Source organism: Ruegeria sp. BJ3 (assembly GCF_056535665.1).
In genome coordinates this window covers 1,695,916-1,715,772 of sequence record NZ_JBQFIT010000001.1, presented here as the reverse complement: position 1 = coordinate 1,715,772, position 19,857 = coordinate 1,695,916, and the positions used below count along the sequence as shown (strand labels likewise).

Genomic DNA, 19,857 nt, shown 5'->3' with positions numbered 1-19,857 from the left:
TGAGGTCGTGGGCGCGGAAGCGTAGCTTCGGAGCATGAGTTCCGACGCGCAATCTGGCTGGACAAATCTATTTGGCCGCGGTGCCCCTTTGGGGTGGCGCCTGCGGCTGGCCGTGTTCGTGTTGCTGGTTGCTGCTGCGGCAACGGTCTGGGTCACCAACAGCCTGCTGACAAATCGGTTCACGGAATCGACCCGTAACAGGGCTGAACTGCGTCTGGCCCTTTATTCCGGCAACCTGCTGAGCGAATTGCGTCGAAACGCCATCGTTCCACAATTGCTGGCCCGGGACCCGACCTTGATCTCGGCCTTGCAGTCAGCCGATTTTTCCCTGTCGACGCAGCGGCTTTTGTCCTTTGTTGAGGAAATCGGGGCCGCGTCGCTGATGCTGCTGGATCGGGATGGTCGGGTCGTTGCCGCAACAGACCGCAATCGACTGGGCGAGTCCCATCGAAGTGACCCGTATTTCGTGAATGCCGTCAGGTCGAACGCAACGATCTTTTCGGAGATTGCGCGCGAGACCGGCAGTTATGGCTTTCTCTATTCCCGCAGGATCGAGGCCGGGTCGGAAATTCTGGGCGTGATCGTGGTCGAGGTTGATCTGCGCAAGTTCGAGAACGCATGGGCCGGGATCTCGGACGCGGTCATGGTGACTGACAGCACCGGAACGATCATTCTGTCCACCGAACCCCAGTGGCGCGGCCTGAACGAGACAGAGGCGTTGTTGCGGCAGCATCCGCAGGGTGCCATCCAGCGCGCAATTCGGGCGACTACCGATTGGACGGCCTTGCCACCGGACGCCTATGTTGCGGGCGAGGCCGTGATGCGGATGGAGACCCGCATCCCGTTCCGCGGCTGGAAGATGACCTCGTTCACGACCTATTCCTCGATCCGCGAAAAGGTGAACAGCGTGCTGGCGCTCGAGATCATGGGGTTTGCGATTCTCCTGGCGCTGACCTTCTATGCACTGAGCCGCAGGGCCACGTTCCGCATGGCGCTGTTCCAACGCGAGTCGGCGGAGCTTCGCGCATTGAACGCAAGGCTGCAGCGCGAAATCGCCGAACGCGAACGGGTTGAAAAGACGCTGGAAGTGGCGGAACAGACGCTGGCGCAAAGCTCGAAGTTGGCAGCCCTGGGCGAGATGTCGGCGGCCGTCAGTCACGAGTTGAACCAGCCGTTGGCGGCGATGAAGACCTATCTGGCGGGCGCGCGGCTGTTGCTGCGCCGAAACCGCCCCGAAGAGGCGCTGGCCAGCTTTGGTCGGATCGACGGTCTGATCGAGCGGATGGGCGCGATCACGCGGCAGCTCAAGTCTTATGCCCGGAAGGGTGCGGACGCGTTTTCGCCCGTAAATCTTGGGGAGGCGTTGGCCTCATCCCTGTCAATGATGGAACCGCAGCTGCGTCAGAGGCAGGTCAAGATCACCCAGATTCTGCCCGAAGAGCCGGTGATCGTGATGGGAGATCGGATGAGGATCGAACAGGTTATGGTCAACCTGTTGCGAAACGCGCTAGACGCCACCAAATCTGTTGCAGAGCCAGAGGTCGAGATCATTCTGGCCGCAGGTGAGACCGCCGTGCTGGCGGTGCGCGACAATGGCCACGGGATCGAGGATATCGAGAACCTGTTCGAGCCGTTCTACACCACCAAGCGGCCCGGAGACGGGGTCGGCTTGGGTCTTGCCATCTCGTCCGGGATCGTGAACGACCATGGCGGACGGCTGACTGCGCGCAACGGCCAGAACGGCGGCGCGGTATTCGAGATGCAACTGCCCATTTTGGGACATGACGGCCTTGAGGCCGCAGAATAACGAGGACGTACCTATGGCACAGGCCATGAAAATTGCCATCGTGGATGATGAACAGGACATGCGCCAGTCGATCAGCCAATGGTTGGCGCTGTCCGGCTATGACACCGAAACCTTCGCCAGCGCCGAGGATGCGCTGAAGGTTCTGGGGCCGGATTACCCGGGGATCGTGATCTCGGACATCAAGATGCCCGGCATGGATGGTATTCAGCTGTTGAAGAAGCTGATGGGCGCCGACAGCACCTTGCCGGTGATCATGATTACCGGTCACGGAGACGTGCCGATGGCGGTCGAGGCGATGCGGGTGGGGGCGTTCGACTTTCTTGAAAAGCCATTCAACCCCGATCGGATGTCGGAATTGGCCAAACGCGCCAGCAACGCGCGGCGGCTGACGCTGGACAACCGTGCGCTGCGGCGCGAGCTGTCGGGCGGCACGCAGATCATGAACAAGCTGATCGGCGCCAGCCCGGTGATGGAGCGCCTGCGTGAGGATATTCTGGACCTGGGCCAGGCCGACGGGCATGTGCTGATCGACGGCGAAACCGGCACCGGCAAGACCCTGGTGGCGCACGCGCTGCATGCAGTGGGCAGCCGGGCGGGCAAGAAATTCGTTCTGGTCTCCTGTGCCGCGCTGGAAGAAGAGGCGCTGGCCAAGCGGCTGTTCGGGCCCATGATGCCCGAGGACACGCAGTTGCCCGCCATCGAGGAAGCCCGCGGTGGCACTCTGGTGCTGGAGGACATCGAGGCGCTGAGCGACACGCTGCAGGCGCGGTTGCTGAGCGTGATGAACGAGCAGGGAACGCCGGCAGAAACCCGGATCGTTGCGATCTCGAACCTGCAGGAAGCTGGCAAGACCAGCGAGGACGTGCTGCGGCCCGATCTGTTTTACCGGCTGGCGGCGCTGCGGATCACCATGCCGCCGCTGCGGCAGAGAGGCGAGGATATCTTGACGCTGTTCACCCGGCTGAGCGAGCAGTTTGCCGAGGAATATGGTTGTGAGGCGCCGCAAGTCAGTGCCCAGGAGGCCGCGCAGCTGCTGCAGGCCCCGTGGCCGGGCAACGTGCGCCAGTTGATCAACATCGCCGAACGCGCGGTTCTGCAGTCGCGGCGCGGTTCGGGCACCATCGCGTCACTGTTGATGTCCGATCACGAAGAGATGCAGCCGGTGATGACCACCGAGGGTAAGCCGCTGAAGGAATACGTTGAGGCGTTCGAACGGATGCTGATCGACAACACAATGCGGCGCCACAAGGGATCTATCGCCTCGGTGATGGAGGAACTTTGCCTGCCGCGCCGAACTTTGAATGAAAAAATGGCCAAGTACGGGTTGCAACGGGCGGACTATCTGTAGGCGAGGGGGGCAATCCCTGTTGGCCTTCTGGCCAAAGTACACCCGGGAAATTTGAAGCCAGAGGATGCCCGACCTGTCTGTAGATCGGGCTCCTTTGCAGTTTGCCCATTGTGTTTTCCACAGGACTGCTTTTATTGTACCGGGACGGGTCAGGCGCATTTTTGTGCCTGAATGTCCCGAATCATTGAGTTTCGCTGCTTTGCTGCAGGTGGTGACCTTTCCCGCCCGGCCAAGCAGACCGATTGTGCCCCGTTACGGGGCAGTAGAGTACCTGAGCCCGAACTTCGGGCGAAAGGAATAATGGGCAGGCAGCGGCGTGTTCGCGCCTGTCGGAGAAGAACCGCGATGACGCGCGCGCTACGATTGAGTATACGGGCAGGGGGCCACAGCGCCGATCCCTGCCGTGCGCCGTCCGTAATCGCCCAGACAAGACACCACCCCAGATGCGCCTGTCCGCCTGGACAGGTCAGGACAACGCGTTTGGCGCGGTGCACCAAGGACACATGGCAAAGAAAATGCTTATCGATGCCACCCACGCGGAGGAGACCCGCGTCGTGGTGGTGGACGGAAACAAGGTCGAGGAGTTCGATTTTGAATCCGAAAACAAACGCCAGCTTGCTGGCAACATCTACCTGGCAAAAGTAACGCGCGTCGAACCTTCGCTGCAGGCGGCCTTTGTTGACTATGGCGGGAACCGGCATGGCTTCCTTGCGTTCTCGGAAATCCATCCGGACTACTATCAGATTCCGGTCGCAGACCGCGAAGCCCTGATGGAGGAAGAGCGCGCCTATGCCGAGGCAATGAAGGCGCGGGACGAGGCCGAAGAATCCAAGCCCAAGAAGCGCCGCTCGCGGTCGCGCTCGAAAGCGGCAGAGGTCAAGACGGACGATCCGGTCGAAACGCTGGACGTATCCGCCGAGCCGACAGGCATGGAAACCATCGACCTGCTTGAGGAAGAGGCCGCTGATCAGGATGTGCCCGAAGGCACGTCTCCGATGGAGACGGTCGCTGAAACTCCGGTCGAAGAGCCGAGTGAAGACGCGAGTGACGAACCGGCGGACGAAACGGCCGAAGCCGAAGTCGACGCCGCACCCGCGGAACCCGTCGAAGCAGACGAGCCCGACGCAGATCTAGCCGACGACACAGACGCCGAAGCTGATGAGGCCAAGCCGGATGCGGCTGCCAAGGATGACACCATCGAGTCGGTTGCGGATGATGATGACAGCGAGGACATCCGTCCTCCGCGCAAACCACGCCCGCGCCGCTACAAGATTCAGGAAGTCATCAAGGTGCGCCAGGTTCTGTTGGTGCAGGTCGTCAAGGAAGAACGTGGCAACAAGGGTGCCGCGCTGACCACTTACCTGTCGCTGGCCGGCCGGTATTGTGTGTTGATGCCGAACACCGCGCGCGGGGGTGGCATCAGCCGCAAGATCACCAACGCCGCGGACCGCAAGAAGCTCAAGGAAATAGCATCCGAGATCGACGTGCCTACGGGCGCTGGTCTGATCATCCGTACAGCCGGTGCCAAGCGTACCAAGTCCGAGATCAAGCGCGACTACGAATACCTGCAGCGCCTGTGGGAGCAGATCCGCGAACTGACGCTCAAATCGATCGCTCCTGCAAAGATCTACGAGGAAGGCGACCTGATCAAGCGGTCGATCCGTGATCTTTACAATCGGGACATCGACGAGGTTCTGGTCGAAGGCGAAGGTGGCTACCGCATCGCCAAAGACTTCATGAAGATGATCATGCCGTCGCACGCCAAGAACGTGAAGCGGTACGAGGATCAGTTGCCGCTGTTCGCGCGCTATCAGGTGGAAAGCTATCTGGCGGGGATGTTCAACCCGACGGTCCAGCTGAAATCGGGCGGATATATCGTGATCGGTGTGACCGAGGCGTTGGTTGCCATCGACGTGAACTCGGGCCGGGCCACCAAGGAAGGCTCGATCGAGGAAACCGCGCTGAAGACCAACCTGGAAGCCGCCGAGGAGGTTGCACGCCAGCTGCGCCTGCGCGACCTGGCCGGTCTGATCGTCATCGACTTCATCGACATGGACGAGCGCAAGAACAACCTGGCGGTCGAAAAGCGCCTGAAGGACAAGCTGAAGACCGATCGGGCCCGTATTCAGGTCGGACGGATCTCGGGCTTTGGCCTGCTGGAGATGAGCCGCCAGCGCCTGCGCCCAGGAATGCTTGAGGCAACCACACAGCCTTGCCCGTCCTGCCATGGCACCGGTCTGATCCGCTCGGATGACAACATGGCGTTGTCGATCCTGCGTCAGATTGAAGAGGAAGGAACACGCCGCCGTTCGCGCGAGGTGCTGGTGCGGTGTCCGGTCAGCATTGCCAACTTCCTGATGAACCAGAAGCGCGAGCATATCGCGCAGATCGAGGCCCGCTATGGCCTGTCGGTTCGGATCGAAGGTGACATTCATCTGGTCAGCCCTGATTTCTCGATGGAAAAGTTCAAGACGGCCAGCCGGATCGTTCCCGAAGCGTCTGCGCCGGTGGTGTCCGCGACGGCATCCCTGATGGATCTGGTGGATTCCGAGGACGAGGTTGAGGACAGCGCCGTCGAGCCGGAACAGGCGGAAGAGGAAGCCAAGCCGAAGCGCAAGCGCCGCCGGCGTCGCCGCAAGAAGAACGGCGGTAACGGCGAGCAATCGGAGGCAACCACTTCTGACGAAGCTGTGGAAGACAAGGCGAGCACTGAGGTGCAACCTGAGGACCTCGGGACGGAAAAGACCGCTGAGCCTGAATCCGCTCCGGCTGAGGCCGCAGAAGCTGGTGCTGAAAACGTGACCGAGGGTGAAGCGGAGCAGGCCGAGGAAAAACCGGCCAAGCCCAAAAAACGTCGGGCACCGCGCCGCAAGAAGACGGCCGAGGTTGAAGAGGCCGCCGCGCCGGAACCCGAGGTGGCCGAGGAAGCGGTTCAGGTTGCTGCAGAAACGCCTGCCGAAGAGGCGTCCCCTGCTGAGGACAATGCCCCCGAAGCGCAAGCTGAGGAGCCGGTCGAAGCGAGTGAGCCCGAGGTAGCGGCAGAAGTCGAAACGCCCGATGCCGGGCCCGTGGCGGAAGCGCCGGAAGCGGCAACAGAAGAAAAAGCCGAGGACACAGCAGAGCCGGTGCTTGAGACGGTAGCGGAAGAACCCGAGCCGTCCCCGGCCAAGCCCAAGCGGCGCGGTTGGTGGTCTCTGGGCCAATAAGACAACAAAGGCGGACAGTATTGTCCGCCTTTTTTCTTTCAGGCCCCGCCGTTTTTCCGAATGAGATAGACGTGGTGATCCGCAGCTTCTTCCATCCCGATCAGCTCGTGCCCGGACTCCGAGCAGAAATGAGGCACATCGACGATTGCGGCCGGATCGTCGGCAAGGACCCGGAGTAAGGAACCCGCAGGCATGGCCTTGAGCCGTTTGCGGGCTTTCAGGACGGGCAGGGGGCACAGCAGGCCCAATGCATCCAGTGTTTCGGCTTCTTGTGTCATGGCTCTCAGATATTTGCACCGTGCACGGCTGTCCAGCCGGCAACCACGAGGATGTGACCGAATGGCCCCGTGACGCGCCCCATTGGATATCATATGTGCAGTGGCATGTTCGGAATCGATATCATCGACGCGGGGCTGCTGCCCGCCATGTTCATCGCGCTGGTCGGCGGGTTGATCAGCTTTCTGTCGCCCTGCGTTTTGCCGATCGTGCCGCCCTATCTGGCCTATATGAGCGGCGTGACCATCCACGAGATGCAAGATCAGGCGCAAGCCCGGCGCAAGGCGACTCTGTCAGCGCTGTTCTTCGTTCTTGGACTGTCGACGGTGTTCCTGCTGCTGGGCTTCACGGCCTCGGCCTTCGGCGCATTCGTGCTGCAGAACCAGGAACTGTTCGCCAAGGCCTCGGGTCTGGTGGTGATCGTGTTCGGCCTGCATTTCCTGAACGTGTTCCGAATTCCGATCCTGGACCGCGAAGCGCGGCTCGAAACCGGGGACTCCGGCGGCTCGGTCTTCGGGGCTTACATCCTGGGGTTGGCTTTCGCATTCGGCTGGACCCCTTGCATCGGCCCCCAGCTTGGCGCGATTCTGTCGCTGGCCGCGTCCGAGGCCTCGGTGGCGCGGGGCACGCTATTGCTGGGCGTCTACGCGGCGGGTCTGGGCATACCGTTCCTGCTGGCTGCGATGTTCCTGAACCGGTCGATGGCGGTGATGAACAAGCTGAAACCGCATATGGGAACGATCGAAAAAGTCATGGGTGGCTTGTTGCTGGTCGTCGGCATCATGCTGGTGACGGGTCTGTTCACCGAGTTCAGCTGGTGGCTGCTTGAGACGTTCCCGGCATTGGCCACTCTGGGCTGACGCGGCGCCCGGTCGCGATGATCGGGCCTTACCTTGGCCACATCGCTGCGCTAACCTGCCCGCAACAAGGGCAAAGGCATGAGCAGTCAGGTTCCGCAATCTGGGGTACAACGACGCCGGGTGTTCTATATCCCCGGCTATGATCCGATCCATCCCCGCCGCTATCGCGAACTCTATCGGAAAGAGGGGCGCGCGCAGTCAGCGATTTCCGGGTATCGGTTGGAGGTCTCGGCCAAGACGGGCGATGGCCCCTATGGCTGGCACGTCCGGTCGGAGCAGGACGGGGCCGAAGTAGATACGGATGTCGAGGTTCTGGTCTGGTCCGACATCGTGCGCGACAGCATGGACAGCTCGATCCCGGCGACCTACTGGCAACTGCTGTGCACGGCCTCGATCTACATCTCGACTGGCACGCTGTGGCGGCTGATGCGGCTGCGCAAAGGACCGGTGATCGCCGCACTCTATCCGGTGGCGATGTTGCTGGGGCAGTTGGCGCTGGCGGGATTGGTCTTCTACGGTGTGGCAATGTTGTCCGAGTCCGCGATGCATTGGTTGGTTGAAGCTGTGGAAGGACCCGCGCTGTTCGGTCCCTATTTTGCGGTGCGGATGTATCTCAGCCTGGCTATTGGCGTGTTGGCGGGCTGGTGGGTCTTGCGCTGGTTCCGAAAGATCGACAACCGCCTGTTCGCCTATTACCTGATGCACGACTATGCCTATTCTGCGCGGCTGCGGGGAGAAACGCCGCCCGAGTTGCAGGCTCGGCTGGACGAATTCCGTGCCACTATTGCGGCAGCGCTACGGTCGCCCGTCGATGAGGTTCTGGTGGTGGGCCACAGTTCCGGCGCCCATCTGGGGGTTTCGGTTCTGGCCGACCTGCTGCGGCGGGGCGAGGTGCCACCGGATGGCCCGGTCCTGTCGTTCCTGACATTGGGGCAGGTGGTGCCGATGGTGTCGTTCCTGCCGCGGTCCGATCGGTTGCGGTCCGACCTGCAATTGCTGTCGCAGACCGAGCGGTTGACATGGGTCGATGTCTCGGCACCCGGGGATGGCTGCGCCTTTGCCCTATGTGATCCGGTTGCGGTCAGCGGGGTTGCCGGGCCGGGCAAGCGTTGGCCGCTGGTTCTGTCAGCCGCTTTTACTCAAACCCTGTCGCCCGAACGTTGGGCCGCGCTGCGCTGGCGGTTCTTCCGTTTGCATTTCCAGTATCTTTGCGCGTTCGACCGGCCTAGCGACTATGACTATTTCCGCATCACGGCCGGCCCGCTGACACTGGGCGCTCGGTTCGCCGGGCGGGCGCCGTCGAAATCGCGGATCGAGCGGGCGGTGTCCAAGTACCGGACGGTGCGCGCATGACCCCGCCCAAGCCGCCCGCCAGACCGGACAAGGTATCTCTGTGGCAATACCTGCTCCTGTTCCGGCGTGACATCCTGTCGGCCCAGCCACAACGCCTGTACCGCGCCTGGATGGCCGAGTTCCGCACCCCGTTCTTCCGGTCCTACCTGATCAACCAGCCCGAGCTGATCGACCGGGTTCTGAAACACCGTCCTCAGGATTTCCCGAAATCCGGCCGGATCAGCGAAGGCCTGCGGCCCCTGCTAGGCCAATCGGTATTCCTGACCAACGGCGCGACCTGGGAGCGCCAACGCCGCATCATCGATCCGGCCTTCGAGGGCGGGCGGCTGAAACAGACCTTTCCCGCGATGCTGGCCTCGGCCGAGGCTTGCGCCGATCGCCTGCGCGACAGGACGGGCGTGCCGGTCGAGATCGAAGAGGTTACCAGCCATGCCGCCGCCGACGTGATCTTTCGCACCTTGTTCTCGGTGCCGATCGAGCACGAAATCGCCGCGCAGGTGTTCGAGAAGTTCCGCGCCTATCAGCGGCAGCAACCTCTGCTGAACCTTGCGGCTTTCGTGCCGCTGCCCGGCTGGGTGCCTCGGTTCCACCCGCGCAAGACCCGCCGTGCGGCGGCTGAAATCCGCGCCTTGATCGCCCGCCTGACCCGCGAGCGGGCCGCGCAGATCGCCGCCGGCGCCGCGCCCGACGATCTGGCCACCAAGATCATGACCACGTCCGACCCCCTGACCGGGCAGTGTTTCGATACCGATGAGATGATCGATCAGGTGGCCATCTTCTTTCTGGCCGGGCACGAGACCAGCGCCTCGGCCCTGGCATGGACGCTGTACCTGATGGCCGCCTATCCTGACTGGCAGGACCGCGTGGCCGAGGAAGCCCGCGCGCAGGATGAAATCAGTTTTGCCAGCATGTCCAGACTGCGCATCAGCCGCGATGTGTTCCGCGAGGCGCTGCGCCTCTATCCCCCGGTCCCGATGATGGTGCGCGAGGCCACATGCCCCGAACGCTTCCGCGACCGCGACGTGCCCAAGGGCGCTCAGATCGTGCTCAGCCCATGGCACCTGCACCGGCATGAACGGCTGTGGGAGGACCCCGACGGCTTTGACCCGTCCCGTTGGGCGACCGAAAACGGCAAGGCCTGTCAGCGGGCGGCCTTCATCCCGTTTTCGGCCGGGCCGCGCGTCTGCACCGGGGCGGGGTTTGCGATGGTCGAGGGGCCGTTGATCCTGTCGACCCTGCTGCGGCGGTACCGGTTCGAACCTGTCGAGGCCCGCACGCCGGTCCCGGTGGCGCATCTGACGGTCCGGTCGCGCCACGGAATCTGGCTGCGCGTGGTTGAGCGCTAACAAACTATCATCGGCCCGCGCCATGCTGTATGCGATTGGAAAAGCGGAATCATTACTGAACGGGAAAGTGTTATGTCCAAGGCTGAACAGCGCGAACAGATGATCAACGGTGCAGGCTTCATCGCGGCTCTGGATCAGAGCGGCGGCTCGACGCCCAAGGCGCTGGCGCTGTATGGCGTGCAGCCGTCCGACTATGGCTCGGACGAGGAGATGTTTGCCGAGATCCAGAAGATGCGCGCCCGGATCATCCTGGCCGACGACTTCACCCGCGACAAGGTGATCGGCGCGATCCTGTTCGAACGCACCTTGGGCGAGGAAATCGACGGTCGCAAGGTGGCCGATTACCTGTGGTCGGTCAAAGGCATCGTGCCGTTCCTCAAGATCGACAAGGGGCTGGAAGACACCGCAAACGGCGTACAACTGATGAAGCCCATCCCGGGCCTGGCCGAGACGCTGGCCAAGGCCGAAGGCGTGTTCGGCACCAAGGAACGCTCGGTCATCCACGAGGCCAATGCCGAGGGCATCGCCGCCGTGGTGAAACAGCAATTCGACGTGGCCCGCGAGGTGATCGCCACCAGCATGGTTCCGATCATCGAGCCCGAGGTGAACATCAAGTCGGACACCAAGGCCGAAGCCGAAGAGATCCTGAAAGCCGAAATCCTCAAGAACCTCGACGAGTTGGGCGAGGGGCAGGACGTCATGCTGAAACTGACCCTGCCCAGCAAGGCCAATCTGTATGACGAGGCCGCCGATCATCCGCGTGTTCTGCGGGTGGTGGCGTTGTCGGGCGGCTATTCGACCGACGAGGCCTGTGACCTGCTGGCGCAGAACGGCAAGATGATCGCCTCTTTCTCGCGCGCGCTGACCGAGGGGCTGTCGAAACAGCAATCGGATGCCGAGTTCAACGCGGCCCTGGGCAGCAATATCGACAAGATCTATCGCGCCTCGGTCTGAGGTCAGACCGGTTTGATGAACGAGCGGCGCATCTGCGCCGCTTTTTCGCGCATGGCGCAGCCGGTGGCGTGGTCATTCACCAGCCCCATCGCCTGCATGAAGGCAAACACCGTGGTGGGGCCGACAAATTTCCACCCGCGCTTTTTCAGATCCTTGGACATGGCAACCGACTCGGGCGAAGTCGAGGCCGTCTGCGGCGCAGGAGGGGTCTCGGGCTCGAACCGCCAGACATAGGCCGCCAGAGAGCCGGTTTCGGCCACCAGCTCCTGTGCGCGGCGGGCGTTGTTGATCACCGCCTCGATCTTGCCGCGATGGCGGATGATGCCGGAATCTTGCAGCAGGCGTTCAACGTCTGCATCAGAAAAACCGGCCATCACGTTGAAATCAAAATCGGAAAAGGCTTTCCGGAAGTTCTCGCGCTTGGCCAGAATGGTGCGCCAGCTGAGGCCAGACTGAAAACTCTCAAGGCAGAGTTTCTCGAACAGGCGCTGGTCGTCACCTACCGGATAACCCCATTCATTGTCGTGATAGTCAAAAAACTCCGGCGCGGCCTGACACCAGCCGCATCGCGGTTGGCCATCCGGCCCGGTCACGAGTTCGCGCATCGAATGTACCCCTTTTGTTCACCACCAGCCTAGACACCGACGGGGATCAGATCAAGGGCTGCGATGGGGTGACCGGTACCAGTTCAGAACAAAGACACGAATGGCCGACGCCAATCCAGTCTCAGGGTCGCGCGCGACATCAATTTCCGAGGCCAAAACATTGATAGGTAGACCTTTTGCCTTGGCGATGTCCCGAAACGCCTGCCAGAACTCGTCCTCAAGCGAAACCGAAGTGCGGTGCCCCTTGAGGGTCAGCGAGCGTTTGACGGGCGGGCCGCTCATTCATCCAGCTCGTGATTGTCCAGATCGCGGCGGGCTTTGTTGGCACGGGCCTTGTCCAGCTGTTTGTCCGCCTTGCTGCGCCCGAACGCCGCCGCGTTCCGGTCGGCGCGGGCCTTTTTCTCGGCCCGCGCCTTTTCCTTGCGATACCGGTTCAGATTGACCGGCTTGCCCATCAGTCCTTGGGCCCGATCATCTGCTCGGGGCGCACGACGGCGTCAAAGGTTGCCTCGTCGACGAAGCCCAGCTTGATGGCCTCTTCCTTCAGCGTGGTGCCGTTCTTGTGCGCAGTCTTGGCGACCGTGGTGGCGTTGTCATAGCCGATGGTGGGGGCCAGGGCGGTCACCAGCATCAACGATTCTTTCATCAGCTTGTCGATGCGCGCCTCGTTGGCCTTGGTGCCCAGCAGCATACGCTCGGTAAAGCTGTCCGTTGCGTCGCCCAGCAGCTGGATCGACTGCAGCAGGTTGTAGGCCATCATCGGGTTGTAGACGTTCAGCTCGAAATGGCCCTGGCTGCCAGCGAACTTGATCGCAGCGTCGTTGCCCATCACGTGGGCGGCGACCTGGGTCAGCGCCTCGGCTTGGGTCGGGTTGACCTTGCCCGGCATGATCGACGAGCCGGGCTCGTTCTCCGGCAGGATCAGTTCACCCAGACCCGAGCGCGGACCCGAGCCGAGGAAGCGGATGTCGTTGGCGATCTTGTAGCAGCTGCCCGCAACGGTGGCCAAGGCGCCCGACAGGAACACCATGGCGTCATGAGCGGCCAGCGACTCGAATTTGTTGGGCGCTGTGACGAAGGGCAGGCCGGTGATTTCGGCCATGTTGGCGGCAACGGCCTCGGCCCAGCCATTCTGGGTGTTCAGCCCGGTACCGACGGCGGTGCCGCCTTGTGCCAACTCGTAGATGCCGGGCATGGCGGCGCTCACGCGGGCGATGCCCTGACGGATCTGATGGGCATAGCCGCTGAATTCCTGGCCCAGGGTCAGCGGAGTCGCGTCCTGAGTGTGGGTGCGGCCGATCTTGATGATGTCCTTGAATTCCTCGGACTTTTGCTCGAGCCCGGCGGCCAGCTTCTCCAGCCCCGGCAGCAGCACGTCACGCACGCTCATTGCAGTGGCGATATGCATTGCGGTGGGGAAGGTGTCGTTCGACGATTGCCCCATATTGCAGTGATCGTTCGGGTGCACCGGATCCTTCGAGCCGATCACGCCGCCCAGGATCTCGATCGCGCGGTTCGCGATGACCTCGTTGGCGTTCATGTTCGACTGGGTGCCCGATCCGGTCTGCCAGACGACCAGAGGGAAATTGTCGTCGAACTTGCCCTCGATCACCTCGCTGGCGGCCTGGATGATGGCGTCGGCGATGCGTGCGTCCAGCTTGCCGGTGGCCTTGTTCTGCATGGCGCAGGCCTTCTTGACCACGCCCAGCGCGCGCACGATGGCGACGGGCTGCTTCTCCCATCCGATGGGGAAGTTCATGATCGAGCGCTGCGTCTGCGCCCCCCAATACTTGTCGGCAGGAACCTCGAGCGGGCCAAAACTGTCGGATTCGGTGCGGGTCTGAGACATCTGTCACTCCGTCTGGTATGCAGTCGCATGCCGTTTAACCGCAGCAAAGCTATGGTGCAATCGGCCAGTTGCGCGCACCTTAGTCCGAAGGGCAAAAAAGGTATAGCCATGCGGTGTGCGTCATTTTTCTTGGTCGGTCAAAGGGCCGTACCATTGTGCCCGATCCCGGCTGAGCTAAGATAAAGAAGGCAACCGCGGAGAAAGAACCATGAATCGCTCAGACCGGACCTCATCTTTCGCGCTAATGGCCCGATGGCTGTCGGTACTGGCGATTGGGCTTTTGTTGGCGTCTCCAGGATGGGCGCAGGACATCGGTCCCTTTGTCGGCGACTATGTCGGATCTGCCAACCTGGTGGATGCGGACGGATCGTCGACCCCGCGCGACATGAGCGTTTCGATCGCAGAGACCGGCGAAGGGTTCGTGGTCAAATGGAAGACTACCACCTACAAAGCCGACGGTCGGGTGAAAGAACAAAGCTTTTCGGTCGAGTTCCGACCTTCTGATAGGAACAACATCTATTCCGCAGCCATGAAGCGGAATGTCTTCGGTCATGAGGTTCCGCTGGACCCAATGAAGGGTGAGCCTTTTGTCTGGGGCCGGATCGAAGGGGAAACGCTGACCGTCTTCTCGCTGTTCATAGATGAGGACGGCGGGTACGAATTGCAGCAGTATGACCGGACGCTGGCCGAGGGTGGGCTGAACCTATCCTTTTCTCGGTTTAGAGATGGACAGAAGTCGCGCTCGGTCGAAACATTCCTGAAAAAACAATAGGCTCCGCCAAAAAAGCGAAGCCTTGTCCAATGGATGCGAATTACTTGCGGAAGCTGTCCAGCGATACGATATCCGCATCATGATGCGGCTCGTCTTCGGGTTCGACCTCGATCGACTCGGCATCGATTTCCGCCGGGTCCTCATCCTCTTCGTCCGAGCTTTCGAAGCGCAGGCCGAATTCGACCGAGGGATCGACAAAGGTCTGGATGGCCGAATAGGGGATATACAACGGCTCCGGAGCGTCACCAAAATTGAGCGTGATGGCAAATCCGTCCTCGCCAACCTCGAGATTTTCGAACCAGTGCTGCACCACGATCGTCATCTCATCAGGGTAGCGTTCGCGCAGCCAGTCAGCGATTTCGACGCCGGGCTCACGGGTATCGAACGTGATGAAGAAATGGTGCGCGCCGGGCAATCCGGTTTCGGAAACGCGCTTCAGAACAGTCTTGATCAGCCCGCGCATAGCGGTGTGCATCAAGTTGCCGTAGTCAATGCCTTGCGACATGTGTCATCCTCGAAAGTGGTTACCCCAAGCATAAGGGATTTGATCGGAAACGAAAGAGCGTGTTGCGTCTGATTGTTTAAACCAGATGCAGGATTGCGCCTGCTCCTATCATGATGCCCAGCGTCATTGCCAGACCGGTTTTTCTTATGAAAATCAAGAATCCGGCAAGGGACGTCAATCCAACGGCTGCGATGTCCAAGGTCGAAAAAACCGGAATGGGCAGTGAGATCGGACCAAACTCGACTTCTCCGATGGTTCCAAACAGGACGTGCAGTCCGAACCACACCGACAGGTTGAGAATCACACCGACGACCGCCGCGGTAATTGCGCGCAATGCTCCCGACAGTCTCGGTCTTTGCGCTATGACGTCCAGGTAAGGCGCGGCAACGAATATCCACAGGAAGCACGGAACGAAGGTCGCCCACAGCGCAACGACCCCGGCTGCCAGCGCAAGGGACATCCCGCTCGCCAATTGCCCGGCGAGCATGGCGACGAATTGCGTGACCAGTATCAATGGGCCGGGGGTGGTTTCTGCCAGTCCCAGCGCATCGATCATCTGATCGGTAGAGATCCATTGATAGTTCTCGACGACCGTCTGGGTCATGTAGGCCAGCACCGCATAGGCCCCGCCAAAAGTGACTACTGCCAATCGTGCAAAGAACCAGCCCAGATCGCTTAGCAACGTCTGGCCGGAAAGGGTCAACAACACCAGCGGAGCCAACCAAAGAAACAGCCAGAGCGCTGCGGTCCGCGCGGGCCGAGCCAATGCGGTATCGACATTCTGCGAAACTGAAGGCTGCTCTGAAGGCTTACGTGAAAAGCCCCAGACAGCCGCGGCCAGAATGATCAGGGGGAAAGGTAGATTCAGAGCGAAGATCGCCAGGAACGCCAGTATCGCAAGAATCCCGGGCTCTGCCCCAGATAGAGTTTTGCGCGAAAGATTGAGCACGGCCTGGAGAACGATCACAATAACCGTGGCCTTGATCCCGAGAAATGCAGCCTGGACCAGGGGAATGTCTCCGTAGGCGGCATACAGGCCGACCAGCACGGCTATCACCAGCGCTCCGGGAAAAACGAACAGGCCGCCGGCAATCAGCCCGCCCGGCACGCCCCGCAGCCGCCAGCCGGCATAGGTGGCCAGTTGCATGGCTTCGGGGCCGGGCAGCAACATGCACAACGACAGCGCGCGCAGAAAGGTCTGCTCATCCAACCATGGCCGCCGTTCGACCAATTCTTGGTGCATCAATGAGATCTGTGCCGCTGGGCCACCAAATGAGAGGAGGCCGATGCGGCCGAAAACCCTAACCAGCTCTGACAGTGAGGGTTTCAATACCGGGGCTCCGTCACGCATGGGTCGGTTGTGGCGGTCCACGGGTGCTGTCCCCATCCGCTGTCCGGAGCATAGGTACTGATCCGACCACCAGCGATCATTGAAACTGCGCAGCCATGCCATGTGCCCCTTTGGATTTGGAGACATGCGAACCCGGGCTGCCGCCGGGCAGGGCGTTCACATGCTGACCCCGTGTGCTCTTGCTACTCGGGGTCAGCACACGCGGTCAAGAACCGGTTCAGGCCCAGTCCAGCCGTTGCCCTGTCATGCAGACGGGCAAGGTATCCTGCGGGAACTGGCCGAGCTGTTCGAACAGGGAAACGAAGTCGAACTGGTTGTAGGCTTCGACCATCTTGTCACCTTTGAAGCGCGCCATCACTTGGCCTGTGACCTCCAAGGGCGCGCCGTTGTCCGCCCGCGAGGTCCGCACATGCAGAACGGCCGACGCCCAATCGCCGTTTTCGATAATTTTGGGCAAATCCACCTGAATTTCGCCCAGAACGTGCCGGAAGGCCATGACCAGGTCGCGAAAGTCGTCCGCGCCGACCTGCATTTCGGGTATCAGCCCTTCGGCCATCGTTTCCGGGGCAAAATACTGGTCGATCGCGTCAATATTGCCTTTTTCCCAGACCTCGGAATACCAGGCCCTGAGTATCTCTGAATGAGTCATCCCAACTCTCCTGTCTGTCTTCCGCTACTTTGAATGACAGGAGTGAACAGTTTCTGAATGGCGGCCAAATTCGGCGCAAAAACTCAGACAAAATCTAGGGAAATGCAGGTTTCTGTTGCCAGGTACCTGCGAACCCCGCCTTACGCGGCTAGGCGCAAGGACTTAAGTTTCGGTCTGGTTACTGCTTACGCAGCAACGGCAACCGGAGCACGATTGTCATTTGCAATTGTACTGTTTTCGCCGGTAACGGTGGCAGACAGCCGGGACAAAGCTAACCCCTTTAGACGTTCGTCGATCCTGTTTCGGCCCCATGATCCCCAAATGAAGGATGTATGGTGGAGCCGCCGGGTACCGCCCCCGGGTCCGATCCGCTTATTACGAGCGCGTTTATGTCCATAGTCCAGAAGGACAGCATTTATATAGGTGAGGAATTTTGCGGATGCAAACCCCCAAAGCGCGAGACGATCGCGATTTTTCAACCGTTCACGCGGGCTTGGAAAGGTTGGCGGCGATCAGCCAGATCGCCAGCACCAGCTCGATTCCGCCGAAGGTCAACGCCTTGGCCAAGGGGGGATTGTCCAGCAAAACGGACACGAACCGACCCAGCGCCGCGCCCGCATAGACCACGCCCAGCATCGCGTAGGCCATCGGGTGGTTCAGCCACAATACGGCGATGCCGGTCACGACAAACAGCCCGCCGACCGAGGCCCGCATCTCGCTGAGGCCCATCGTGCTGTTGGTGGGCGCAAGGTCAAGCGAGGCCGCCGTCCAGGCCGGGGCCAAAAAGCCGAACAGGCCAAAGCCGATGGTCAGAAGGGCTGCGATGATGTTGAGTGTTCCGGTCATGGGGCCTCGCGTTTCAAATGCCTGTACGTCGAACCTAATCTGTTTCGGGGCAGGGGGAAGACCTCAGATTGCGGCCCAGAAGCCGAGCACGCCCACAAGGATCAAGCTGAGCGCCCAAACCATTTCCAGGTTGAACCAGCTGCGCGACAGAAACTGCAGGCCCAGCCAGCGATAGACCGCGAAGGCCAGCGCACCGCCGCCCAGCATCATTGCGCCGGTATGGACCGCGGCCACAGCCAGAACCAGCAGGCCATTGCTGCCCATGATCTCGGACACGGCTCTGTGGCCGGTATCCAACTCGTCCAGCCCGCACAGGCCCAGATAGATCGGGACCAGCATCAGCGCCGCACCATGCGCCAGCGCCACCAGAAACGACCACAGCGCCAGCCGACTGGGCGGGACGCGCGCCAGAAACCGTGGGTGACGACGGGTGATCGCAATGTAAAGGCCCATGGCGATCACGATCAGGGCCGCTCCGATCCGGATTTCGCGCTGATAGTCTACAAGGATGGTCATCAGCGCAAAGGGCAGCAGCACGCCCAGCATCGCCAGGAAATGCCCGCCCGCCAGCGCTGCCAACGCGCGCCAGAGGGCGGATTGGCGTTGCTCCATCAATGCCGCCGACACGGCCAGCGGCCAGCCCATACCGGGGTTCAACCCGTGATAGGCGCCGCTCAGAACAACGGCCAGCCAAAGGCCGGCCGTCGATGTCATCAAGACGTCCAATTCAGACCGAAGGGTAGCAGAAACTGTCGGTGGAGCAGTCTCCTCCCTCAAGCCGGATCTGGTGGCTGCGATACCCTTTCGGGAAATCCACCCAGAAATCCTTGTCCAGTGTCAGGCCGCCTTTTTCGCCCACATCCGCCTTGACCATCGCAGCGCCGCGATCGCCGGGATAGAATTGGTCATCCCACGTGGAATAGAGCGAATTGGTCCAGTAGACGCGTTTGCCGTCGCGGCTGATCTCGACCATCTGCGGGCCATAACCAAAGTCCTTGCCGTTGGGATGCTTGGTTTTCTTGACGATTCCGCCGATCTCGACCTTGCCGGCCAGCTTGGGCTTCATCGGGTCCGAGACATCGTATTGGTGCATTTCACCGGTGCCCCAGCACGCGACGTACAGATATTTGTCGTCCAGACTCAGGTCGATGTCGGTCACCAGCGGCGGCACCGCCGAGAATCCTTTGAGTAGATCGGGAAGATCATTCGGATCAGCGGGTTGCGGATCGATCGTGATGGTCTTCTTGGCCTCGAAGCTGCCATCCTTGTTGCGCCACCAGGTAAAGATCGCACCCTGAAGATTGGTGGTGTCGACCACCACGCCGCAGAACCCGTATTGTTTGACCGGGTCATGCGCCGGCCGGATTTCCAGCGCCATCTGGTGGTTCTCGCCCAGGTCGATGGTCTGGATGTTGGTGCGGTCGCGCAGGTTCCAGAAATGGATCCGGTGGCCATATTTGTTCGACAGCAGATCTTCGGCCACGATCCCGTTTTCGAATTGCGGGGGCAGACCCCATTCGGAACTGACCATGTAGTCACGCGGCAGGTTCCACCAGAAATCATAGTGCTTGTCCTGCACGCCGCGCTCGATCTCGTAACGTCCGATGATGTCGAAGGTTTCGCAATCCATGATGAAGATGCCCGGAGGCCCATCGGTGCCATCTGGTCCGCCGCCGCCCAAGGTGCTGACATAGATACCTTCGGGTCCGCAATGGATCGTGTGGGGGCGGGAATACCCCGTCTTTGCAAAGACTTCTTCGGGTTCGATGATCTTGTGGATTTTGGCCTTCAGCGGCTCTTTCACGTCAATCACGTAGATCCGGCTGGAACGGATACCGGGGATGATCAAGTACCGGCGCTCAAGAAAAGCATGGCCGGTCAGCGGAGACAGGGCCGAGGAACAGGCGTTCCATCCGAAATGGTGAAACTCGTCGCCCTTGTTGGGCATCATCACCTTGTGAACGATCTTGCCATAATCGCCCGAAGTTGGGTCGACATTCACAACCGCCAGGCCATCGGGCTGCGAAAAATCGGGGCTGAGCATCAGCGTAAAGGCCAAGGTCTCGGGCGGGGCCTCCATGGCCATCTTGGCGGATGGATAGAATGTTGGATCCGGTCTTTTATTCATAA

The 19,857-nt window shown here is 61.1% G+C and carries 19 protein-coding genes and 1 other RNA gene; 8 read left to right on the top strand and 12 right to left on the bottom strand.

The window, feature by feature from the left end:
- The first annotated feature begins 34 nt into the window (after window positions 1-34).
- The 3 genes from ACR3EL_RS08630 (at window position 35) to ACR3EL_RS08620 (ending at window position 6,361) form a co-directional block, all read left to right on the top strand.
- Complete coding sequence (locus ACR3EL_RS08630) at window positions 35-1,807, top strand: sensor histidine kinase (RefSeq protein ID WP_093961983.1); 1,773 nt, start codon at window positions 35-37, stop codon at window positions 1,805-1,807.
- Window positions 1,808-1,820: 13 nt separating this feature from the next.
- Complete coding sequence (locus ACR3EL_RS08625) at window positions 1,821-3,155, top strand: sigma-54-dependent transcriptional regulator (RefSeq protein ID WP_093961984.1); 1,335 nt, start codon at window positions 1,821-1,823, stop codon at window positions 3,153-3,155.
- Between the two features lie 503 nt (window positions 3,156-3,658).
- Window positions 3,659-6,361 (top strand): ribonuclease E/G, encoded by a 2,703-nt coding sequence (locus ACR3EL_RS08620; RefSeq protein WP_170368408.1) that lies wholly within the window; start codon window positions 3,659-3,661, stop codon window positions 6,359-6,361.
- A gap of 38 nt (window positions 6,362-6,399) precedes the next feature.
- On the opposite strand, the gene ACR3EL_RS08615 is transcribed toward ACR3EL_RS08620, so the two are convergent.
- On the bottom strand, window positions 6,400-6,639 hold the full coding sequence (locus ACR3EL_RS08615) for a sulfurtransferase TusA family protein (RefSeq protein WP_170338731.1): 240 nt from the start codon (window positions 6,637-6,639) through the stop codon (window positions 6,400-6,402).
- Between the two features lie 105 nt (window positions 6,640-6,744).
- Here ACR3EL_RS08615 and ACR3EL_RS08610 point away from each other — a divergent pair, with 105 nt between their 5' ends.
- The 4 genes from ACR3EL_RS08610 to ACR3EL_RS08595 all read left to right on the top strand — a co-directional run bounded on the left by ACR3EL_RS08610 (window position 6,745) and on the right by ACR3EL_RS08595 (window position 11,150).
- Window positions 6,745-7,497: a cytochrome c biogenesis CcdA family protein gene (locus ACR3EL_RS08610; protein ID WP_170338729.1), complete on the top strand. Its 753-nt coding sequence runs from the start codon at window positions 6,745-6,747 to the stop codon at window positions 7,495-7,497.
- A 78-nt stretch (window positions 7,498-7,575) separates the two neighbouring features.
- Window positions 7,576-8,850, top strand: a complete 1,275-nt coding sequence (locus ACR3EL_RS08605) for a hypothetical protein (RefSeq protein WP_480721195.1) — start codon at window positions 7,576-7,578, stop codon at window positions 8,848-8,850.
- Entirely contained in the window at window positions 8,847-10,196 is a 1,350-nt protein-coding gene (locus tag ACR3EL_RS08600; protein WP_480721193.1) for a cytochrome P450, read from the top strand. Before ACR3EL_RS08605 ends, ACR3EL_RS08600 begins: the two co-directional genes overlap by 4 nt.
- A 72-nt stretch (window positions 10,197-10,268) precedes the next feature.
- Window positions 10,269-11,150, top strand: coding sequence for a fructose bisphosphate aldolase (locus ACR3EL_RS08595; RefSeq protein ID WP_170338723.1), 882 nt, complete (start codon window positions 10,269-10,271; stop codon window positions 11,148-11,150).
- 2 nt (window positions 11,151-11,152) lie between these two features.
- On the opposite strand, the gene ACR3EL_RS08590 is transcribed toward ACR3EL_RS08595, so the two are convergent.
- From ACR3EL_RS08590 to fumC, 4 genes are read right to left on the bottom strand one after another with little or no spacing between them, the layout of a single operon-like run.
- The gene (locus ACR3EL_RS08590) at window positions 11,153-11,755 is read right to left on the bottom strand and encodes a DNA-3-methyladenine glycosylase I (RefSeq protein WP_170338721.1); all 603 of its coding nucleotides are present in this window, start codon (window positions 11,753-11,755) and stop codon (window positions 11,153-11,155) included.
- A 51-nt stretch (window positions 11,756-11,806) separates the two neighbouring features.
- Window positions 11,807-12,037 carry a ribbon-helix-helix domain-containing protein gene (locus ACR3EL_RS08585; protein WP_170338719.1) on the bottom strand — a complete coding sequence of 77 codons (231 nt, stop codon included), beginning with the start codon at window positions 12,035-12,037 and terminating at the stop codon, window positions 11,807-11,809.
- Complete coding sequence (locus ACR3EL_RS08580) at window positions 12,034-12,210, bottom strand: DUF4169 family protein (RefSeq protein WP_170338717.1); 177 nt, start codon at window positions 12,208-12,210, stop codon at window positions 12,034-12,036. The genes ACR3EL_RS08585 and ACR3EL_RS08580 overlap by 4 nt, the downstream gene beginning before the upstream one ends.
- A complete protein-coding gene (gene fumC, locus ACR3EL_RS08575; RefSeq protein WP_170338715.1) occupies window positions 12,210-13,604 on the bottom strand; it encodes a class II fumarate hydratase in 1,395 nt (464 codons plus the stop codon). The genes ACR3EL_RS08580 and fumC overlap by 1 nt, the downstream gene beginning before the upstream one ends.
- Window positions 13,605-13,812: 208 nt before the next feature.
- Here fumC and ACR3EL_RS08570 point away from each other — a divergent pair, with 208 nt between their 5' ends.
- Complete coding sequence (locus ACR3EL_RS08570; RefSeq protein WP_170338713.1) at window positions 13,813-14,376, top strand: hypothetical protein; 564 nt, start codon at window positions 13,813-13,815, stop codon at window positions 14,374-14,376.
- A 40-nt stretch (window positions 14,377-14,416) separates the two neighbouring features.
- Here the strand turns inward: ACR3EL_RS08570 and ACR3EL_RS08565 are convergent, their stop codons facing one another.
- The 7 genes from ACR3EL_RS08565 to ACR3EL_RS08535 all read right to left on the bottom strand — a co-directional run bounded on the left by ACR3EL_RS08565 (window position 14,417) and on the right by ACR3EL_RS08535 (window position 19,855).
- Window positions 14,417-14,881 carry an SspB family protein gene (locus tag ACR3EL_RS08565; protein WP_093961995.1) on the bottom strand — a complete coding sequence of 155 codons (465 nt, stop codon included), beginning with the start codon at window positions 14,879-14,881 and terminating at the stop codon, window positions 14,417-14,419.
- A gap of 76 nt (window positions 14,882-14,957) precedes the next feature.
- A complete protein-coding gene (chrA, locus tag ACR3EL_RS08560; protein ID WP_170339456.1) occupies window positions 14,958-16,232 on the bottom strand; it encodes a chromate efflux transporter in 1,275 nt (424 codons plus the stop codon).
- Between the two features lie 217 nt (window positions 16,233-16,449).
- Window positions 16,450-16,881, bottom strand: coding sequence for an ester cyclase (locus tag ACR3EL_RS08555; RefSeq protein ID WP_093961996.1), 432 nt, complete (start codon window positions 16,879-16,881; stop codon window positions 16,450-16,452).
- Window positions 16,882-16,982: 101 nt separating this feature from the next.
- Window positions 16,983-17,330: a transfer-messenger RNA gene (ssrA, locus tag ACR3EL_RS08550) on the bottom strand.
- Window positions 17,331-17,364: 34 nt separating this feature from the next.
- Window positions 17,365-17,727 carry a DUF4345 family protein gene (locus ACR3EL_RS08545; protein WP_093961997.1) on the bottom strand — a complete coding sequence of 121 codons (363 nt, stop codon included), beginning with the start codon at window positions 17,725-17,727 and terminating at the stop codon, window positions 17,365-17,367.
- Window positions 17,728-17,790: 63 nt separating this feature from the next.
- Complete coding sequence (locus ACR3EL_RS08540; RefSeq protein ID WP_170338712.1) at window positions 17,791-18,441, bottom strand: hypothetical protein; 651 nt, start codon at window positions 18,439-18,441, stop codon at window positions 17,791-17,793.
- 13 nt (window positions 18,442-18,454) lie between these two features.
- Window positions 18,455-19,855, bottom strand: coding sequence for a selenium-binding protein SBP56-related protein (locus tag ACR3EL_RS08535; RefSeq protein WP_170338710.1), 1,401 nt, complete (start codon window positions 19,853-19,855; stop codon window positions 18,455-18,457).
- Window positions 19,856-19,857: the final 2 nt, after the last annotated feature.